At 69.2% G+C, this 18,226-nt stretch carries 19 protein-coding genes; 6 read left to right on the top strand and 13 right to left on the bottom strand.

The window, feature by feature from the left end; genetic code table 11:
- Positions 1-685: 3-deoxy-7-phosphoheptulonate synthase (aroF, locus tag QSK36_RS18390; RefSeq protein ID WP_285783287.1), on the top strand; the 685-nt coding region annotated here is incomplete at its 5' end.
- Between the two features lie 56 nt (positions 686-741).
- Positions 742-2,373: an MFS transporter gene (locus QSK36_RS18385; RefSeq protein ID WP_352240588.1), complete on the top strand. Its 1,632-nt coding sequence runs from the start codon at positions 742-744 to the stop codon at positions 2,371-2,373.
- 71 nt (positions 2,374-2,444) lie between these two features.
- Here the strand turns inward: QSK36_RS18385 and QSK36_RS18380 are convergent, their stop codons facing one another.
- The 9 genes from QSK36_RS18380 to QSK36_RS18340 form a co-directional block, all read right to left on the bottom strand.
- On the bottom strand, positions 2,445-2,780 hold the full coding sequence (locus tag QSK36_RS18380; RefSeq protein WP_285783286.1) for a DUF6225 family protein: 336 nt from the start codon (positions 2,778-2,780) through the stop codon (positions 2,445-2,447).
- Positions 2,781-3,825: 1,045 nt separating this feature from the next.
- Complete coding sequence (locus QSK36_RS18375) at positions 3,826-5,079, bottom strand: tyrosine-type recombinase/integrase (RefSeq protein ID WP_285783285.1); 1,254 nt, start codon at positions 5,077-5,079, stop codon at positions 3,826-3,828.
- On the bottom strand, positions 5,076-5,396 hold the full coding sequence (locus QSK36_RS18370; protein ID WP_285783284.1) for a hypothetical protein: 321 nt from the start codon (positions 5,394-5,396) through the stop codon (positions 5,076-5,078). The genes QSK36_RS18375 and QSK36_RS18370 overlap by 4 nt, the downstream gene beginning before the upstream one ends.
- A gap of 43 nt (positions 5,397-5,439) precedes the next feature.
- The gene (locus tag QSK36_RS18365) at positions 5,440-5,985 is read right to left on the bottom strand and encodes a hypothetical protein (protein ID WP_285783283.1); all 546 of its coding nucleotides are present in this window, start codon (positions 5,983-5,985) and stop codon (positions 5,440-5,442) included.
- Between the two features lie 167 nt (positions 5,986-6,152).
- Complete coding sequence (locus QSK36_RS18360; RefSeq protein WP_285783282.1) at positions 6,153-6,356, bottom strand: hypothetical protein; 204 nt, start codon at positions 6,354-6,356, stop codon at positions 6,153-6,155.
- Between the two features lie 55 nt (positions 6,357-6,411).
- Positions 6,412-7,137, bottom strand: coding sequence for a hypothetical protein (locus tag QSK36_RS18355; protein WP_285783281.1), 726 nt, complete (start codon positions 7,135-7,137; stop codon positions 6,412-6,414).
- Positions 7,138-7,158: 21 nt separating this feature from the next.
- Entirely contained in the window at positions 7,159-7,602 is a 444-nt protein-coding gene (locus tag QSK36_RS18350; RefSeq protein ID WP_285783280.1) for a DUF6283 family protein, read from the bottom strand.
- A gap of 585 nt (positions 7,603-8,187) precedes the next feature.
- On the bottom strand, positions 8,188-8,460 hold the full coding sequence (locus QSK36_RS18345) for a hypothetical protein (RefSeq protein WP_285783279.1): 273 nt from the start codon (positions 8,458-8,460) through the stop codon (positions 8,188-8,190).
- A 498-nt stretch (positions 8,461-8,958) separates the two neighbouring features.
- Positions 8,959-9,291, bottom strand: a complete 333-nt coding sequence (locus QSK36_RS18340) for a hypothetical protein (RefSeq protein ID WP_285783278.1) — start codon at positions 9,289-9,291, stop codon at positions 8,959-8,961.
- 448 nt (positions 9,292-9,739) lie between these two features.
- On the opposite strand from QSK36_RS18340, the gene QSK36_RS18335 reads away from it, so the two are divergent.
- Both QSK36_RS18335 and QSK36_RS18330 read left to right on the top strand, forming a co-directional pair.
- Positions 9,740-10,900 carry a coiled-coil domain-containing protein gene (locus QSK36_RS18335; protein ID WP_285783277.1) on the top strand — a complete coding sequence of 387 codons (1,161 nt, stop codon included), beginning with the start codon at positions 9,740-9,742 and terminating at the stop codon, positions 10,898-10,900.
- A gap of 194 nt (positions 10,901-11,094) precedes the next feature.
- Complete coding sequence (locus QSK36_RS18330; protein ID WP_285783276.1) at positions 11,095-11,703, top strand: YkgJ family cysteine cluster protein; 609 nt, start codon at positions 11,095-11,097, stop codon at positions 11,701-11,703.
- A 48-nt stretch (positions 11,704-11,751) separates the two neighbouring features.
- On the opposite strand, the gene QSK36_RS18325 is transcribed toward QSK36_RS18330, so the two are convergent.
- Positions 11,752-12,030 carry a DUF6504 family protein gene (locus QSK36_RS18325; protein WP_285783275.1) on the bottom strand — a complete coding sequence of 93 codons (279 nt, stop codon included), beginning with the start codon at positions 12,028-12,030 and terminating at the stop codon, positions 11,752-11,754.
- Positions 12,031-12,321: 291 nt separating this feature from the next.
- Here QSK36_RS18325 and QSK36_RS18320 point away from each other — a divergent pair, with 291 nt between their 5' ends.
- Positions 12,322-13,872: a hypothetical protein gene (locus tag QSK36_RS18320; RefSeq protein ID WP_285783274.1), complete on the top strand. Its 1,551-nt coding sequence runs from the start codon at positions 12,322-12,324 to the stop codon at positions 13,870-13,872.
- Between the two features lie 139 nt (positions 13,873-14,011).
- On the top strand, positions 14,012-14,869 hold the full coding sequence (locus QSK36_RS18315; RefSeq protein WP_285783273.1) for a hypothetical protein: 858 nt from the start codon (positions 14,012-14,014) through the stop codon (positions 14,867-14,869).
- Between the two features lie 89 nt (positions 14,870-14,958).
- Here the strand turns inward: QSK36_RS18315 and QSK36_RS18310 are convergent, their stop codons facing one another.
- From QSK36_RS18310 to QSK36_RS18300, 3 genes are all read right to left on the bottom strand, one after another.
- Complete coding sequence (locus tag QSK36_RS18310) at positions 14,959-15,948, bottom strand: hypothetical protein (protein ID WP_285783272.1); 990 nt, start codon at positions 15,946-15,948, stop codon at positions 14,959-14,961.
- Positions 15,949-16,389: 441 nt separating this feature from the next.
- Complete coding sequence (locus QSK36_RS18305; protein ID WP_285783271.1) at positions 16,390-17,208, bottom strand: 3'-5' exonuclease family protein; 819 nt, start codon at positions 17,206-17,208, stop codon at positions 16,390-16,392.
- Between the two features lie 40 nt (positions 17,209-17,248).
- Positions 17,249-18,031, bottom strand: a complete 783-nt coding sequence (locus QSK36_RS18300) for a nuclease-related domain-containing protein (protein ID WP_285783270.1) — start codon at positions 18,029-18,031, stop codon at positions 17,249-17,251.
- Positions 18,032-18,226: the final 195 nt, after the last annotated feature.

The raw sequence follows: 18,226 nt of genomic DNA, 5'->3' as shown, positions 1-18,226 counted from the left end.
CGACGTGCGCGAGCAGACCGGGCTGCCGATCGTCACCGAGGTCGTGGACGCCCACGACGTGGCGCTCGTGGCGTCGTACGCCGACATGCTGCAGGTCGGCACCCGCAACGCGCAGAACTTCGCGCTGCTGCAGGCCGTGGGCGCGGCGGGCAAGCCGGTCATGCTGAAGCGGGGCATGACGGCGACCATCGAGGAGTGGCTGATGGCGGCCGAGTACGTCGCCCAGCGCGGCAACCTCGACATCGTCCTGTGCGAGCGCGGCATCCGCACCTACGAGCCCGCCACCCGCAACACGCTCGACATCTCGGCGGTCCCGGTCGTGCAGCGGCTGTCGCACCTGCCGGTGATCGTGGACCCGTCGCACTCCGGGGGCCGGCGCGACCTCGTGCTGCCGCTGTCGCGTGCCGCGGTCGCGGTCGGGGCCGACGGCCTGATCATCGACGTGCACCCCCACCCCGAGCAGGCCCTGTGCGACGGCCCGCAGGCCCTGGTGAACGGCGACCTCGACGACCTCGCCGCCGTCATGCGGGACTTTCCCCCGCTGCTCGGCCGGCGCCAGACCACCGCACATGACCTGCGGCAACCTTTGTGGGCGAGCGCCGCCACCGGCCAACCGGTCACGCCGAGGTGGCCAGGGGATTTGCGGCAGCAGGCGATCGGGCCGTCGGCGGGCGCCCTGAGGTGATCACCCGACACGCTCGCCATCTCCCGCACAGGCCCAAGTCGCGCCCGGCGCTGCTGATGGTCGTGTGCGCGGGCACCATGGGCACAGTCATGGCCGACACGATCGCCGCCACGCTGGTCGTGCCCCTGCTTGACACCGATTTCACCGGCCCACATGTCCGCCAGACGCAGCTGCAGTGGGTAGTAAGCGCGTTCGCCGTCGCGCTCGCCGCAGGCCTGACGACGGGCGGGCGCCTTGCCGATCTGCTCGGCCGACGCCGCCTGCTGGCGATCGGCCTGGCCACGTTTTCCGCTGCCGCAACCATGGCGGTCCTCGCGCCCACCCTTCCCATCCTGCTTATCGCCCGGGCTGTCCAGGGCCTCGGGGCCGCCGCGATGGTCCCCGCGTCCTTAGCGTTGCTGATCGGTGAGATCGCTCCTGAGCATCGCTCGCGGGCGATCGGCGTCTGGAGCGCCGCCGGCGGGCTGAGCGGGGTCCTGATGCACACAGCCGGCGGCTGGCTCGGTGGGGCCGCGGGATGGCACGTGCTGCTGGTTCCCAGCGCGGCGGGCGCCGCGGTGCTGCTGGTGGCCACGGCCTGGATACCGGACCGAGGCCCTGGGCAGCGGGGGAAAGTGCCCGATCTCGCCGGGGCCATGCTGTTCGGCATCGGTGTCACTGCCATCCTGGCGGCTCTGGCTAACGGTCCAGTCTGGGGATGGAGGTCGCCCGGGTGTGCCGCGCTCGTCGGCGTCGGGTGCACGTTGCTGAGCGTGACGCTCTGGCGATCAAGCCGCCACCCCAACCCCGCAATCGAGATCAGCCTCTGGCGAGCTCCGCTGTTCACACTGGCGGGTGCGGTATCGGGACTCTACGGGATGATCTCCATCCCGCTCCTGGCCATCGGCCCTCGTTACCTGAACCAGATGTGGTCCTACTCGCCGGCCATGGTGGGGCTGGCAATGGCCCCTCTATCCGCGGGAGTCTGGATCGCCAGCCTGATCGCCGGGCGCCTCAGCAAGAGGCCGACCGGTCCGCGCCCCGTCATCTACGGCGGAGCGGTGACCATCGCCGGGTCAGCCGTCTTGCTGATCGCGACCGCGATCGGCAGCCCCTCACCGCTGCCACAGGTGTGGTTGCCCGCTGCGGCGACGCTTGGCCTCGGCTTCGGCGCCGTGAACACAGGGGCATCCGTGGCATGCGCCCTATCCAGCCCACCCGACGCGTACGGGGCGGCCGTCGGCGCGAACATGACCACCCGCCAGCTGGGCGGAGCACTCGGCATGGCCACGGCCGCCCTACTGATCGATCAACGAGCCTCAGATGACGGGCCGATAGCCGGATACATCACGGTGATCGGCATGTGTATCGGCGCAGCCATACTGGTCGGCTATCTATCCCTGCTGATGCGGACCGTCCGGCCCAGCAGGAGCGGGGTCCGCACAGCTGACGGCCCCGCCCCCACAGCACCTCACCGTATGCAGCCGCAGTTGTCTCAGGACCCGCTTATGGCCTTATACATGGCAGTCACCGAATTCGTTGAGACCGCCACCGCCCTGGCCCACCCGACTCCGTCGCGGACCAGCCAGCAGAGCCACCAGTCCGCCCACGAGTGGCGGGGCCGCGCCCTCCGGGCTACAGCAGACAACCTCATCCGGAGACCAGGACCGGCCGAGGTGGTAGACGTCCTGGGAGCCAACATCCCCTGATCACCTTTAGGCGAGGAGCCGAGACAGGTGCGCATGACGGTGCTCGATGTGGACCAACTCGTCCCGCCCTATCACGCCTCTCCCGTCCCCCCATCACGCATTCGAGGTCGCTCCGGGCGAATGTGCAGGACGTCCTTCGTGTGCCAGGCACACTCAAACGCGAACAACGGGTCGCGCTCCAGCCCGTACCCATCCCCCCAACCGATCTGCCCATGACCAGCAGCCACGATGATCTGATCGTCAGCCACGTCATCCACATCGGTCGCCACGTGAAGCACGACCGGGGCGTCATCCGGCAGACCCGCAAGCGCCGCCCGGATCTGCCCAGCAGTCCACGCCCGGCGCCCCTTCGCATCCGTCACCGTCTCCCACGGCACGACCGTCGTCCGCGCCACATCATCACTCACTGCACATCTCCCATCCGCTCGACCACGCCGCGCCCATCCTCCAACAACCACAGTTGTGGGAGACAGCGTTGGACGCGGCGATTGGCATCCGGCTTGACAGTGAGATGGCCGAGGAGGAGCTGCGCCGCCTTACCTACACGCTGGTCCCTCCATCGGCGCCCACGTCAATGTTCCAGGCCTGCCATCTCGCCCGGCACGTCAAGGCGGCATTGCTGCATACGCGCAGCCGAAGACATCGCGGATGAGGCGGGCGTAGACCTGGACGGCGAGTTGCTATGGGGCAACGGGCCTGGCCGGGTTCTGCGGGCCCCCTCCAGCGCCGTCGAGGAGGCCGACATAATCCCATATGAGACCACCGCCGACTACGCCGCGGCGGTGGCGGCATACCTGCGCTCGACCAGCCGGACTCGGCGGCACCCGCCGACAGCAGCAGTGCGCAGGCGCGCATCCGGGTCAACGCAGAGACGAGAACGACGCGTGGGGATCAGGCGGAACCAGACCAAGCGTGGAAGTCCCCTACGGGGATGGCAACGGCGAGGGCGGACGCAGTGAGATCCCAGGCTTGAGGCGCGGACAAAGCCTCGTCGCTGAGCTCCTGGCCGTCGACGAGCAGATCACGGCGACCGACGGTGGCGACAAGGAGCTCCTCTTCGGCGTTCGCGAGGCCGGGACAAACGGTTAGTGCGAGCCGTAGGCACCGACGGTGCAGCGCCCCGTCGGTCACAAGGTGCCCCTGCGCGTCGGCGATGACTTGTGCACGCGTCGGAAGCGTCAGGCCACATACCTGGCACAGCCATTCCTCCTGGCAGCGCCGTAACCGCTCCAAGTGCAGGAACTTCCACCAGGGCTGCCCGTGCAGGACCGGGGTGACCCACGGGACCGGCCGGCCGTCCACGCGTGGGCGTGGCCAGCCGGCCGGGCATGCGTCCACTCCGCTAGCTGCCGCCAGTTCATCTTGAAGCCGCCATACTCGTGACGGCGGCAACGTGTCAGTGCTTATTGCGCTCACGACCCGTGCTCTCGCCTGAGGATCCGTACACCGCCCTTAGCCCTCCTCAGCTCGTTGGCTCTGCTGCCGACCGGCTTCACGTCTCTGCTCCAGGTCGTAAAGCTGGTGCTCCTTCAGGGCAGTCCGTCGGCGGTTGTAACGCATGGTCGTGTCCACCGACTGGTGCAACGCGATCTTCTGGACCACGTCGGGCGCGACGTCGTCCTCAAGCAGCTCAGTGATTACGGTCGTGCGAAGCCAGTGCGGCGTGAAGGACTGGGCGCGTTCCCGTGGAATTCCGCCAGCGATGGCGGCGGCGGTAAGGCCGGCATTCACCCAGTCGCGGTCGATCGGGCGCCCGTCGGCCTTGGTGAACAGCAGGGCACTGGCCGGACGACCCACGATCAGCGGTTGCAGCGTCTGGAGGGCCAGCCCGGACAGGGGGAGGGCTTCTTTTTCTCCGCCCTTGTTGCGGAACTGGACGGTCACGTGCTCGCGGCCGTCGTCGTCGAGGACGGTGCGGATGTCGCCGACAGTCAGGGCGGGCAGCGCGCCGACGCGGGCGCCGATCCCAGCCAGCAGAGCGACCGCCGCGGCCCGGCCCGGCTGGCTGCTCGCGAGCCGGGAGATCCCCTCCCTCAGTTGGAGGGTTTCCTCCCGGGTCATCGCGGGGGTGGTGCCGCGGCGGGAGACGGCGGGTGTGTGAATGTCGGCCGCGGGGTTGTGCGCGATCACCTTGCGGCGCCGGGCGTAACGGAAGAGAGACGACAGGTTGGCGCGCTGCTTGGCCAGGGTCGCCGGTCCGAGGGGCTTGCCTGGCGTGCGGACCCCGACGGCGAGCGTCCCGGTGGCGGCGGCGTCCCGGTAGGCGATCAGGTGGTCCTCGCTGACCTCCAGCAGCGCAACCGGCGGCTTCAGAGTCTTCAGCCAGCGCAGAAACGCCGCGAGCACCTGCAGCCGGGTGCGGCGGGTCGCGACGGAGGCGCTGTCCCTCAGCCAGGCGGCGACGACCTGCCAGGTTGCTCGGTCCAGGCTGTCGACCAGGACGACGTCGTCGCCGGCGACTTCTCCACCGTCGCCGCGGCGCCACCGAGGGCGCAGGCCGGGGATGTCCCCGACGCTGAAGACCAGTGGCGCCGGCGGTGGTGCGGCGTCTGTCGGCTGAGTCGGCGGCTGGCCGGTGCCTGGCGTCGGAAGGACGGGCCCGGGTGAGGCTGGCGCGGCGGGACGCTGACCCGGGCGGTAGATCGCCGTCGGGGTGAGCGCGGACGGCTCCACCTCACCGTCCTGGTCATGCTGCCCGGCCGTCACACGGCACCTTCCTGAATGAGCGCGGTCAGCTCACGCTCACGGCGCACGTCCGCCTCGCCGCTCGGGTGTCGACGGCAGACCACCCGAAGCCTGCCCGCGCCGTCGCTGCGAAGCGCCCAGTTGGCCACGAGCGGATGGTCGAGGAACGCCTCCCAGGTGGGGTCGGGGCTGCGCAGGTGCCGCTCGATGGAGATGGAGACGTCCATGGCCGTACGCGGGTTCTGCAGGTCGGGGAAGTGCTCGCCGAGCACGTCGACGACTCGCTGGGCGTAGGCGGCCCGGGCCGCGCGCTCTGCGCCGGGTGTCTGGTCGTGCACGGGATTCCTTTCGATATGGGACTGGCTGCCCTGAGGCAGGAGCTCATGCGCCAAGTAGTCTCGGCGCCGGGATGGGCCAGCCCGCCACAGGCATCGCGTCGGCCGGGAGCCCTTCGCGAAGTGCTGTCGCGTTATCAGTCCAGGTCGTCCGGCCCGAGGTGAGGATCGCGTCGCAGCCACGCATGGCTTGCTGCGCTCGCCGGTACTCGGGGGTGAGCGGCACGCCGACATAGGCCAGGACGTACCCGTCGGGCAGCGTAGGGTCGACCACCCGGCCGTCGGCCTCGGCGATGCACCAGGCGTGATCGAAGCCCAGCGGCTCGTGAGGTGTGAGGGCCATGCCCTCCACGTAGATGAGCCCGTGCTGCTCAGCATGGGTCAGTGCGGTAGCGAAGCACATGCCGGGCGGGCCCGGCTCCACGTGCGCTGGACGCGGCCCCGGGGCGAAGCTCCGGCCGTGGGTGAGGAGAAGGGCAGCGAAGCTGGGATGCCTCCAGTCCGCGCGCTGCGTCTTGTAGGCGCTGGCCCACATCCCGGCGTGGGCGGCGATTCCATCCACTAGGCGCTGCAGCGGGTCATCGTGGTGCATTCAGCAACCTCCTGAAGGAACGTGGTGAGTCCGCGTACGCGCCGCGCGGCCGCGGTGTGGCGTGCGTGCCATCGGCAGACCCCTGCCGCAAGCGAGTCGGTCCGGAGCGCCTGGCGCCGCTTCATCGCTGGCGGGACTGTCGTGGTCCAACTCGCTGATCCTGCCCATCACGGTTCCTCCTGGATGGCGCGGACGGTGAAGTGCGGGCCGTCGTGGAAGCTGTAGTCGGCTGGCCAGCCGTCCAGGTCATCTGGGTGGCCGCCGGCGGCCGGACGCCAGATAGCGACCTCAGGCGCGTGACCCTGCGCTTCTTCGGGGCTGTCGAAGACGCCCAAGACTCGTCCCTGGCCATCTGAGAGGCGGTACAGCATGATCAGTCTCCGTTGGGGTTCGGGGCGCTTGTCGCCGACTCGAGGAGGACAACAGCTAGCGCGGCAGGATCGGCCATCCCACCGTGATCGCCGCGGGGTTCGCCCAGCGAGCAACGCTCTTGAGGTAGTACACCGAGTCGTGCGGGTCCCACACGGGCTTCCCGGGCCAGGACTGGAAGGTCTCCAGCGCCTCATGAACGGCGAACTCCACCACGGCCGTACCAGCGACCAACAGCATCGCCGCCGCGGGGCTTTGGCCCTCCTCAAGATGGCGCAGCGCCCTGTGCGGAAAGAACGGGACCGCGATGACGCTCTGATCGGTGAGGTAGGGCGACGACGTCGGGTCCATGTTGGGCGGCGATCCGGGCCGGGAGCGATCCGCGCAGGCGATCAAGAGATTTCCGCGGTTCTCCGCGAATGCGAACTGGTCGATCTCGTGGCTCGTGTGCGGGTGAAGCCAGCGCCCTTCCAGATGCCAGCCCGCCTCAGCAAGCTCCAACCACACCGGGTGCCACGGATTCCACTCGGCGTCCTCCAGGCCAGTACGGCGCTTCATGGCACATGGCTGCGCCAAGCCCATAGTCGCCTCCGGGCTCTGCCAGACCTGAACCCGGTGCCCGTCGCCGAATTCAACCGTGACCGTCGCGATGTGCGCTCCGAGCGGCTGGCCAGCCCAGGTGAAGTCGTTGAGCAGCCAGGCGGTCAGCAGGGCGCAGACGTGGTCCTGCCATGCGGCGAAGTCGAATCCGGCCGGGTGCCGCATCTCGTTCAGAAGGGGCATTCGCAGGCATCCTCAGTGCGTCTAAGCCGACCGCTGCGTCTTCGGCGAAAGAAGGTCGGTCCGCACCCGTTCGATCTTGGCGACCGCTTCAACAGCCTGCCGGCTGGGATGGTCGATCTCGGCAAGGCCATGATCGGCAGCTTCCGCCCCAGAGGCGAACAGGGGAACTGGCGAGCTGTAGTCGATGACGGCCTGGGCATCGTCAACTCCCATCACGCCTTCCAAGACAGCGACCCGCAGCGCCAGCAGGTGGTCGCCGTCGTGACAGCCCGCCCACCCCGCGCATACGCGCCCTGCCGCCGATGCCCGGTCTTGCTGGTGGCAGAGGAACACCTTCTGAGGCTGGGCGATGGTTGGCGCGTCGTAGCGGCGCAGCTTCTCGTACTCTTCCCGGTCCCAGATCCCGGAGGGAACATCCCGGCGATAGGGGCACGTCAGGCAGGGGCGCGGCGCAGGCGGCTTCATCCTTTTAGCCATAGGATCAGCGCCCCGTTGGGCTGTCTTCGGTGACGAGACGGTAGCCGGTGCTGGTGGGCCACATGCGGCTCAGGCAGGATCCGCACCTTGTTGCCGCGGGTGTCTCGAACACCTATGGTGCCGCGGTCCAGAAGTCGCTGTGTTTCGGTCGGGTTCGTCAGCACGGTGCAGTAGGCGTGGACGGAGTCTACGGAGTCGACCCGAAGGGTACGGCCTGCGCATCGGCGGTCGTTGTCGGCCCACACCTGGTCCGGCTGGACGCCGCCCGATTCGGCGTTCGAGGGGAGTTCATCGGTCACAGGCGCCATCGTCCTCTCTGATCAATTTTGTCCCGTCTTCTTCCAGGGGCGTGCCCACCGCGGCTACCGCCCGGTGCAGGCGCGAATCGCGACTACCGGGCGATGCAGGGCGATTGGAGGCGCCGGGGCTGGCTTCCCATGGGTCCGCAGGAGGCGTAGGAAGGCTCGCCGAAGGCGACCGCGCGTAGCGCGGCGTGGCCTTCCGAAGCGGGGCGGACCCATGGGAGAGTCCCGGTGGCGCCGCCTGAGGCACCGGCGCGACGTTTATCCCCGGTCACGGAATCCTCAGCAAGGCGTCGTTGATGCGCTGTTCCCGCGCTTCATCGTCGGCAGTGATCAGGTCGGGGAGCCGGTAGCACGCCAGGCGGACGCGGCCGGGGTGGTCTCGGTCGGCCTTGACCCGCCAGTTCGCCACGGCCGGTGCGTCCACGATGACCTCCAACCAGTCGCCCGGCTTGAGGGCATGCTTGCGGATCGCGTCCGAGACGGTTTCGGCGGCATACGGGTCGGCCCGGAGGCCGGGGAACTCCTCTTCGAGGACGGCCATGACGGCGGCTACGTAGCTCGCGGCCGCCGTCTGCCGACGAGTGGCAATCACCGGCCGACCTCGCTCGCGGCCATATCGAGGCCAGCGCCCGTCACCCTGTACGCGCTCAGGGCAACGTCGCCCGAGTCGCTCCATCGGCCGTCCGCCTCACGAATACAGATGCTCATAGCTCTGTCCGTCCTCTCTGGGCAAGTCCGCCGGCCCCGGGAGGTCTCCCGGGCCGGATCGACGTCGATGCTCACGGAGAACCCCCGTTCGGGGGTCACGTGATGAGCGTGTGGGCGATGGCGATTGCGCCGATGGTGGCAAGGGTGAACACCAGCGCGAAAAGGATCATGTTTAGGGGTGTGGGGCGCACGGCCGTTCTCCGGGAGGGTTAGGCGCCAGGTTTCTGGCACTGCAAGCGCCAGGTTTTGTCACAACGAACGACGAGTTCTGGCAGTAGAAGCGGCAGGTTCTGTCACTGGCCGCTCGCCGCTCTCGATGGTGGTCCGAGCGTCAGCAGAATTCGTAGTCGGCGAACGGGACGCCACGCTCGGCGCGGAAGGACACCGCCTGGCGGGGCCACAGGTGCCCTTCGCCGGGGCCGAGATCGGCGGGCCGCTGGGTCGCGTCAGCCAGGAAGTTTTCGACGGGCTCCTCATAGCCTGACTCGGCCATGATCTTGACGTCTGGCCGGGACAGGTACGCGGTCCACGCCGCGACCGTGACTAGGCCGAGGTCTGGGTGGGCGCGGAACAGGAACTCCTTCCCGCCGACATGCTTGCCGATGTGCAGGCCCTCATCGTCCTGCGGGGTGTCAGGGGTGACGGCGTAGTAGTTGATGCTCACGGCGGGCTCCAGGTCTGGTTGGGGGATGGCCGCAGGAGGTCATGCCGAAATCCTTGTCGGTCCGCGTGCGTAGCGCTACCGTGACGGTAAGGCGCAGCCTGGACCATTTCAGTAGTCGAGTGTTCTCCGCGAATGGGGCGTCGCGACAGGAAGTCCGCCCCGGTCCGGCAGTGCCGCAGGGCGCCGCACCCGCCCGGTGCCGCACCGCCTGGGACGGCCGGGCCGCGGGGCACACGCCGAGGGGCCGCACCAGCGGCCCCCGCCGCCGGCCGTGGCCCCGCTTCAAGATCATCCCTTCCCCTTCGCTCGACGCGCCTTCCTTTGCGCTGCTCTCTGGATCATTTCACAGAATCTGAATTCTGCGAAACACTTCTCCATACCTATTGGTTATGAACGCTCAACGCTCAACTGTATTCGCGTTCAGCGTCAACCCACTAGATTGATCAGCGTGATGACACCCGCCGACCAGGGATCCGCTCCCGACGCTCCCGAGGACTCCAAGCAGCTGCGCTGCCAGAACCCCACCTGCGCGGAGCTATGGGACACCGACGGCCAGCCCCGGCCTCTCGCCGCCTATTCCGGCACCGGGCGGCGGCCGCGGTACTGCAGCCGCCGGTGCAACAACGCCGCCAGCAACGCGCGCAAGCGCCAGGGCGAGGCGCGGCTCAGGGAGCTGCAGGGGCGGTTCGGCGCTCTCGTCAGCGAGCACGCGCCCGCTCTCCAGACGCTCACCGACGCCGTAACCGCCGAGCTTCGCCTACTCGAGCAGCTACAAGACGTGCTGCTCGCCGAGCAGGCCGAGCGTGAGCGGGAACTGGCCGACGAGCGCGCGGCCGCCGCCGACGCCGAGCAGCGCGCGGAGGCCGCCGAGCGTCGCATGGCCGAGGCCGAGCGACTAGCGGCCGATGCCGAGAAGCGCGCCCGAGCCGCAGAGCGACGCGCGGCCACCGCGCAACGCGAACAAGAGGAGGCCGAGGAGCGGGCCGAACGCGCCGAGCGGCGCAGCTTCGCTGCCCAGGAAACCGCCGCACGTGCGACCGCCGACCTCGTCGACGAGCGCGAGCGACGCGAAGCCGACCGCAGGCAGCACACCACCGACCTGGAACGCCTGCGACAGCAGTTCGACCGCGACCGCGACGACGCCCGGGTGCGCATCGCCGAGCTGGAGCGCGAGCTCGCGCTGGCGCAGCAGCGTCAGGCAACGCTCGAGGAACGCAGCAACGCCCTCGATCACGACCTGGCCAGCCTCCGGGAGGAGCTTGCCGCGGTCCGCCAGCGGCACGACGAGCAAGTCGCCGACCTCACCCGCCAGCTGGAGCAGGCACGGCAGGACGAGAGCGAAGCGCGCGACCTCATCGTGGTTAAGAACAGCGCGCTGGCCGACGCCGACCGGCAGGTGGAACAGGCCCAGGCCGAGCTGGCGGCCGCGCGTGCGGCCCAACGGGCGGCCGAACAGCGCGCCGAGGCCGCCGAGCGCGCGTACACGGACGGCGTGCAGGGCATGCTGGCCGAGCTCACCCGGCGCCTACCCGTCGCCGATGACAACCTCACGCCGGGCACCGCCGATGCCGCAGACGGGATAACCGACGATCAGGAGAAGAGGCCATGAGCCGCCTCGTCACGGGCACCCCGCCTCCCGAACGGCACAACAGCGCCACTGGCGCCGACGACCGCAGCCGGCGATCACCTGCTGGGCAGGTGCGATCCCAGGACACCGAGGAGAGCGCTCGCCCCCCAGCTCTGTCGGCGACGACCTCGCGCACGTGTCCGCCGCTCAGCACCCGACCCGCCGCGGAGGCGACCGTGACGGACCGAAACGCCGGCGACCTACCGGCCTCCCCTGATCCCTGGTCGACGGCCGCCGACCAGGCGCTGGCCCAGGTCTACTCCCGCATCCCTGAGGTGGCCTGCCAAGGGCTGTGCGCCCACGACTGCACCGACGACATCGGCATGGGGCCGCGGGAACGTCAGCGACTGCGCCGGGCCGGCGTCCAGATGCCACCGCGTGAACAGGCCAAGGAACGCGCCGCCGCGCACGGCCCCAGCCCCTGCCCGGCACTTGCCGACGGCCGGTGCACCGCGTATGAGGCGCGACCGGCGATCTGCCGTATCTACGGGGTGACCGAGGGCCTGCGGTGTCCCTACGGCTGCCCGATCGCCTCCCGCCGTCCGCTGACCATGGCTGAGGGTTTCGCACTGGTGGACGCCGCGGCTGCGGCCGGCACCGCCCGACAGCCGATGAACGTGAAGCAGGCCGAGAATGCGCTACGGGCCGCACCCGGGGCGCGGATCCGCGCCCGGCAACTCCGCGATCAAGCGAACCGTCGACAGGCGGCGGGCCCGCAGAGGGATCAAGCCGCAAGACGAGACGAGCCGATGGCCCTCCCCTGGTACGAGCCCCAGAGCGACTGATCAAGCGCGCAGCTGACCAGACTGCCGCTGCTTCCGGCGGCCTGTGGTCTAGTCGAGCACCGCGGTGACGAACCAGCCCTCGTACTGGCGCCGCACCTCTATGACCCCCTGCCCCCGAGTAGAGGAGGCCCGAACCCGGTAGTGATAGACGACGTGGTCGAGCGGGCCGGGGAGGGGTTCGCGCCACCATGGCCGCGTGGACTCCCAGTCTTCGAGCACCTTGACGACCGCGTACTGCCGGCCGCGCCACTCGAAGGAACGGGGCCGGCCGTCCTTGGCCATGACCATGTCGCAGGGCTCGTTGTACACCCGCACGGGGTCCAGCATGCACCGTGTGCCTGGTCACCGTAGCGTTGGCCTCGCACTCTTCAGGCATCACGGCGAACCGGCCGGAGACGCGCTCAGGCGGGAGGGCGGGGGACGCGGTCAGGAGGGTGGCTGGGCCAGCAGGATTCCGGCGCCGAGGGGAACGGCGACGGCTGGGATGCGGATCGGTATCTTCCTCTCGCCGATCTTGAATCCCTCCATCCCCCCATCGAGGGCCCAGGAGCTGACAGCAGCCCCGCTGGCCGTCGCCATGCAGACGCAAACCAACCAGACCCTGGAAGGGCGGCAACCATGTCCGACACGCAACATCGCAGGGGCGGCGGCGTGGCCGCCACCGCCTCGGCCCGGGGTGGGAAGGATGCGAGCAAGGACACGCTGAGCATCGGTCTGCAGGCCCGCAGCCGGTTGCTGGCCGTTGCACTGGATACCAACGCGCTGGGCCGGGGCCGGCCGCATCTGGGCAATCTAACTACGCTGGCCGCCCGGCTGCAGGTGATCGGCCTGCCGGTGTGGGTGCCCGAGCCGGTGGCGTGGGAGTGGGCGCAGCACATCGGAGAAGACTGGCAGGCGGCGTTCGGCACCACGGCCCCGTCATGGCGGCAGCTCGCCGACGCCGGATTGACCGTAACGCCCCCCGCATCCCCCTATACCGACCAGAGTGCCGTCCAACGCGCGTTTCTGGAGGCCCTGGCAAAGATCGACAACCTGACAGTGGTGCCACTGTCGGCCGACAGCGCGAAGGAGGGGCTGAAGGATCAGATCCTGCAGCGGCCACCCGGGAGGCGCAAGGACGGTGTGAAGACCGGGGCGGCAGACTCGGCCTGGTTACGGGACCTACAGCGTGCGGCCCAGGGAGATCTGAGCCGGGTCCTGCTGGTCAGCGCCGACGGCGACATCAAGCGGGCCTGCCAGGAATGGCAGGTGCCCACACCGCTGATGAGAGGCTGGGGGCAGCTGCTGGAGACTCTGTTCACCTTCACTCTCGATGACTCCGACGCCACCGTGACGCGCTTGATCGTCGCCTACCTCCGGCGCCGGCTGTTCGAGGATCCGCCGAGCGGTTGCGGCTTCACCGTGACCGCCGACCCCCGCCAGCTCGCCGCCCTCGTCGAGGACCCGCTGGACCGCGAACCCGACAGGCATCTGATCTCGGCTGAGCTGACCCATCTGGACCACTTGGCCGGCGTCATCAACGTTAGCGTTCAAGCGCCTGAATCCTCGCCGGCCGCGCCGCCCGGCAACGGATCTAGGAGGCCGCCGACGCAGGCGATCACTCATACCGCCTTGGCGAGGGTGTTCTTTCTAGGAACGGCTGAGTTCCTTTACCGCGAGGACGAGCGCCTGTTCACCTGGCGGGAGAGCGACATCCTGGTCCGGGTAGATATGGCTTTTGAGATCCAAGACGGAGGCGCGGTCACCAGCGCCGAGAGCGTGCGGGAGGCGGCGGTCTATCGATCCACCGAGTTCGGCGAATCCTCCGAGGCGCTGGAGGCGGTGTGTGAGGCGCTGAGTACCGTCCCGCTGCTGCGCTTTCCCGACCGCTGGCAGGACGAGGAAGAGGCGGTCACCATTACTGGGCCCGGCGGGGTGGAGGTCTACGTCGAACTCGAGCGCAACAGCTCATGGCGCGCCTGGACGCTCACCGCCGTGGTGGGTGATGACCCTGCCGAGTTCGCGGAACTGACCTGCGAGCCGGACGAGGACGTGATCTTGGATGCTTCCGGCGCAGGCCTTGGCCTGACCGACTATCCCTTCGTACTGCGCGTGTCCGGCGGACCGCTGCCACACGGGAATCCGGCCTGGGGCCTCGCGGCATGGGTGCTGAGTCAGCTGCCCGTCTGAGCTGTGCACGACTTGATCAGCCACGCTGGGCAGGCAAGCCCGGCCGCGCCGGCCGAGAGCGGGGGTCGAGCAGAGCCTTCAGCGGCTCTGCAGCGCCCCCCAACGCCTTCACATCATCCGTTCCGTCAAGGAGGCGATCATGCTGGTTCTCCCGCCCACCGACCTGCCCGGCAACACCCACCACCTCTCACCGACTAACCCCACCTTCGTTACCGGCGCTGCGCGCTACCGGCTCAGCTGGACCGAAATCGTCGAACGCAGCGATCCCCGCTTCGATGCGCTGACCGAGATCTTCGCGGGCTCTCACCGACCGACCGACACCTTCGGAGTAGCCGGGCTGGAAAGCCAGGAGCACTCCATCCTGTGGCTCGGGCCCGCCGACATCGTGACCCGTTTCGAGGCCAACCCGGCGACCGGTTTCCCCTTCACGGAGCTCAACACGCATGGCTGCTTCGGCGACCGCTGGCCCAACACCGACGCCTGGCTGGACTTCATTCCGGCCACCACCTGGAACGCCGACGGGCAAGGCATCGTGACCGAGTACGCCTTCGACGACGGTGGTCAGGTCGTGGTGTATGAGCTGTTGGGAAGGCCCGCCCTGCTGTCGCAGGGCCGCACCGAGAGCCCGCGCGGGCTGGTGCCGGTAGTGACCTTCCACTGCACCCGCTGCCATTACGAGGGCGACCATCACGACCGGTACATGTCGGCCGGACCCGCCGACCGCAGGGCTGCGTGCCGCAAAGCGCGTCAGCACATGCGACCCGGTCGATGCCGCGGCAGCGAGGCCACCTCCCGGGCCGACATGATGGTCGCCGTCGTCGACCAGGTGGTCGCCGGCCGGCCTCAGCCCGCCGACACGACCGGGCTTTACGCTTCCCGCTGCCAGACCAGCGAGCTCCGCTGTGACGAAGCCCTGGTGCACAGCACCTGCGCGGAAATTCGTGAGGCGCGGAAGCACACTGCCCGGCACCGCATGGCGGCGGGCGCGGCGGAGTGATGCCGCGCCCGTCGAGTGCCTGGTGAAGTACCCCTCGTCGGTGGGCCCGTTGCCCCGGTGGCCCCCGGGGCATGCCGTCACGGCTCGGGTCAGGCGACCTTGATGAGCGGAGCGTCTGCCGCGACCAGCGAGCCGTGCTTGAGCATCGCGCCGATCTGGCGCGGGGTGAGGTCGGGCGGAATGCTCTCGGCTTCGCCTGCGACGGTGATAGGGCCGACCAGCACGAGAAGCTCCTTGCGGCCTCGCAACAGCCCCAGCCACGGGGCCGGGATGTCCAAGGCGGCGGCGCACAGCGGGAGAGGATCGCCGGCGTGGTCAGTTCCGTACCGGATGGCGATCCACGGCGAGGCAATGCCGTCGCGGCCGGCCTCCTCCACGCGGATCGACCAGTTGGCGGCGTAGCCACGGCTTGGGTGGTCAGCGAATCCGTCGGGACGCCACCACTGATGCTCCAGCTGGTTGAGCCAGTACACGGTGCCCAGGCCGTGGTCGTCGACTACCTCTGCGGTGACGAGCAGGACTGGCTCGGCCGACCGCAGTTGGTCATCGAACATGGTCGCCATGACAAGGGGGCGGAGGGTGAGGTCGCAGGCAGCCTCGATGTCGCGGTGGGTGCCTCCTGTCACACACACACGCTGGGCGCCGGACGTGAGCGCGATCAACTGCTTCCACACAAGCCGCGGTGGAGCGCACCGGGCGTGATGCCGTGACAGGTCCTGCACCCACGTGACCGGGTTGAGATCGGGTTCATAGGCGGCGATGACAGCCCGGATCGTGGTGGCGTCGTCGTGCGCATCGCCAGGCTCGCCGCAGGTGCCGCACTCGTAGACAGGTGGCAGCTGGATCAGCTGGCTATTCAGTGACTCCCGGTCGGAGGGGCCCATGCCATGCAGGCCCTCACCCGACAGGAACGCAGCCATCTCCGTGCTGATCACGTACTCGACGGGAGGCTGACCGGTGGCGCGGACCTTGTAGATGGTCGTGTCATCCCGCAGCCGCTGCTGGGCCTGCTGGTACGTCAACCCGTGTGCGGCAGCGTAGGAGCGAACGCGACTCTTGAGGTAGTCGTACTCGACCATGTGTCGTCTCTCCGGCGTAGTCCCACGCACCTCGCCCGAGGACGGGCCGCGCCCGAGCACGGCTAGAGCCACAAGGAAAGGAGAATTGCCGTCTGCCGCATCCCCAGGACGTTCTCTCCTCAACGCCTGTTTCCTGCGTGGGAGGAAAGGCTCAGAGACGGCTCCGCGCCAGCCGTACCACGGACTCTACACCAGACCAGCATCATTCGAAACAATCAGTATGTAACACACGCACGGCCGAGGAGCGGGCTGAACGGGTGCGGGTTGCCGGCCGCCCGGATACCACGCTTGAGCAGCTCGCCCACTCGCGTACCCGCGAGGACCTCGGCCAGGGCGATGAGCAGCCTCCCGTTGAGCAGAGCGACGCACCCAAGCGCCGCAGGAAGGCATGACCCCCGTGCCACTGGCCAGCCTCCGGACGCTCAGGGCCGAGGGCTGTGGCTATCGCGTACATGACCCAGGGTGTGGGCATCCGGCGATGAGCGCAGGGTCTCCTCGCCAGTTTGCGCGGATGTCCTGGCAACTCGCCTGAACCGTACGGGCGAACAGCTCGCCATCCCAGTGATTGATCACTCGCGGCTGCGGAACTCGGATTGGCTCACGGGACGCCCAGGTACGCTCACTCTGCTGATAGCGGTCGGGCTCTACGTGCCGGAGCGAGCACCCCGTGACTGCGAGGAGCTCCGCAAGGGTTTGCGTGCGGGTCGTCTCCTGCGCGGCCAGAACAAGGTGGGCGGCGGCCTCGGCGTCTTCCACTGGGTCGGCGTGAAGATAGGCGACGAGGTCATAGCGGGGTTGGTATAACCCGGCCTCGGGGAACAGCCGTCGTGCCAGGTGATGCAACTGGTAACAGCACACGACGGCCGTGGCGCCGCCGCGTGTGCGCCAGACGCGGCGGGCGAGCGCGAGCGAACAGGCGAAGGTGAGCTCGGGCCACGGCACTCCCACGTCATCACATCCCCGCCGCAGCGCCGCGACGTCACGGGCGCCGGCGTTGTGGGCGACAACCGGTCTGCCGTCGATGAACTTGGCCATCTCGGGCCATGCGTCGGCGAACAGGGGGGCTCGGCCGTACTGCTCGGGGCTCACGGTCTGGCCGCGGGTGGACGTCCATCCGCCGCACCGCAGTCCGTGAAGGCGCTCTCCAGGAGTTCGGACGACCCAGTCCCGCCGCCGGGCGATCCGGCAGCCGACTACCTCCACGAAGCCCAGATGAAGAGGGCTGAGCCGCGTATTGATGCACTCGACGTCGAAGGCCACCCATGAATCGACGCCAGCACCCAACGGGGCCATCTCGTTCTCAACGTCCGTCGTCGGCGGCGCGGCCGTACGGCGGCAGGACCCGCGCGAGGCCGGCGGCGAGCTCGGCGACCTGCTCGGGTGCGAGCCTCGGCTCGCGGGCGCGTACGTACCGCGGGACCTGGCGGGCCCTCAGCAGTGTGAGGCCCTCGTACATGACCGGGTTACGCCAGGACGGCACCCGGGGCCCATGCACGGCAACCAGGCCGCCTACGTCGACCAGACTCGAGGTTGCCCGGCGCACCATCGACTGCACGGCGGCGTGCTCGAACGCTAAGCCACGCAGGGCGAACGCGGCCGTGCGCGAGCCGACCCACAGCGTGCCGCCGACGCCGTGCAGCCGGGTGCGGCGGTGCCATCGCTTACTGTCGAGCACGAACACCCCCGTCGGGCCTATAAGGATGTGGTCGACGTTGGCCGAGCTGTGCGGGATCGCCCGGTCGTGCAAGATGGCGTACCCCTCGAGGGCGAGCGGCGCGAGCAGGCGGGCCGTCGCCCTCTCGCCGGCAGCGCCCTTACGCCATGGGGCAGCCGGGCCGCGGGTGTAGCAGCGGCCGAGGTCCGCCGCGGCGACGGCGAGCGCACCGGCGGCCCCAAACCTCCAGTCGAGCAGGCCGACGACGAGACCGGCAGTTCCGGCGGCGAGGCTGCGTACGGCCAGCCGACGCCGCCGCCCTCTGGCGAGCTCGACACGATAGCGGGTGAGAGCAGAGGCCCCGGCGGCGTTCACCGGATCGCAGGGCATCCCCTGCGGTGTAACGGGGCCGGGCACGTCCACGACCATGCTGGCACTCCGGTAGGCGAGGGTGGGGTCAGGGGTTGCTCTCGACGGTACGCGCCCGCCCCGGCAGGTTCGAGCACTTCCCATTTCCCGAAGAGCGACCGGCCCGGTGCACGGCTGGCACAGGCCGGTGCATGGCCGAACCGGTGCGGTGCGCAGCTCGACGGCCCCTGGGTCAAGCCGACGTGTTGGATTCCG

This window comes from Microbispora sp. NBRC 16548 (assembly GCF_030268985.1).
GTDB lineage: Bacteria > Actinomycetota > Actinomycetes > Streptosporangiales > Streptosporangiaceae > Microbispora > Microbispora catharanthi.
This window is presented reverse-complemented; position numbering and strand designations above follow the sequence as displayed.

Excerpts from the sequence above, each read along its gene's own strand:
- QSK36_RS18385 (WP_352240588.1), top strand. The coding sequence starts at position 742 with ATGGTCGTGTGCGCGGGCACCATGGGCACAGTCATGGCCGACACGATC.
- QSK36_RS18365 (WP_285783283.1), bottom strand. The coding sequence starts at position 5,985 with ATGCACCACGATGACCCGCTGCAGCGCCTAGTGGATGGAATCGCCGCC.
- QSK36_RS18360 (WP_285783282.1), bottom strand. The coding sequence starts at position 6,356 with ATGCTGTACCGCCTCTCAGATGGCCAGGGACGAGTCTTGGGCGTCTTC.
- QSK36_RS18355 (WP_285783281.1), bottom strand. The coding sequence starts at position 7,137 with ATGCCCCTTCTGAACGAGATGCGGCACCCGGCCGGATTCGACTTCGCC.
- QSK36_RS18350 (WP_285783280.1), bottom strand. The coding sequence starts at position 7,602 with ATGAAGCCGCCTGCGCCGCGCCCCTGCCTGACGTGCCCCTATCGCCGG.
- QSK36_RS18345 (WP_285783279.1), bottom strand. The coding sequence starts at position 8,460 with ATGGCCGTCCTCGAAGAGGAGTTCCCCGGCCTCCGGGCCGACCCGTAT.
- QSK36_RS18325 (WP_285783275.1), bottom strand. The coding sequence starts at position 12,030 with ATGCTGGACCCCGTGCGGGTGTACAACGAGCCCTGCGACATGGTCATG.
- QSK36_RS18320 (WP_285783274.1), top strand. The coding sequence starts at position 12,322 with ATGTCCGACACGCAACATCGCAGGGGCGGCGGCGTGGCCGCCACCGCC.
- QSK36_RS18315 (WP_285783273.1), top strand. The coding sequence starts at position 14,012 with ATGCTGGTTCTCCCGCCCACCGACCTGCCCGGCAACACCCACCACCTC.
- QSK36_RS18310 (WP_285783272.1), bottom strand. The coding sequence starts at position 15,948 with ATGGTCGAGTACGACTACCTCAAGAGTCGCGTTCGCTCCTACGCTGCC.
- QSK36_RS18300 (WP_285783270.1), bottom strand. The coding sequence starts at position 18,031 with ATGGTCGTGGACGTGCCCGGCCCCGTTACACCGCAGGGGATGCCCTGC.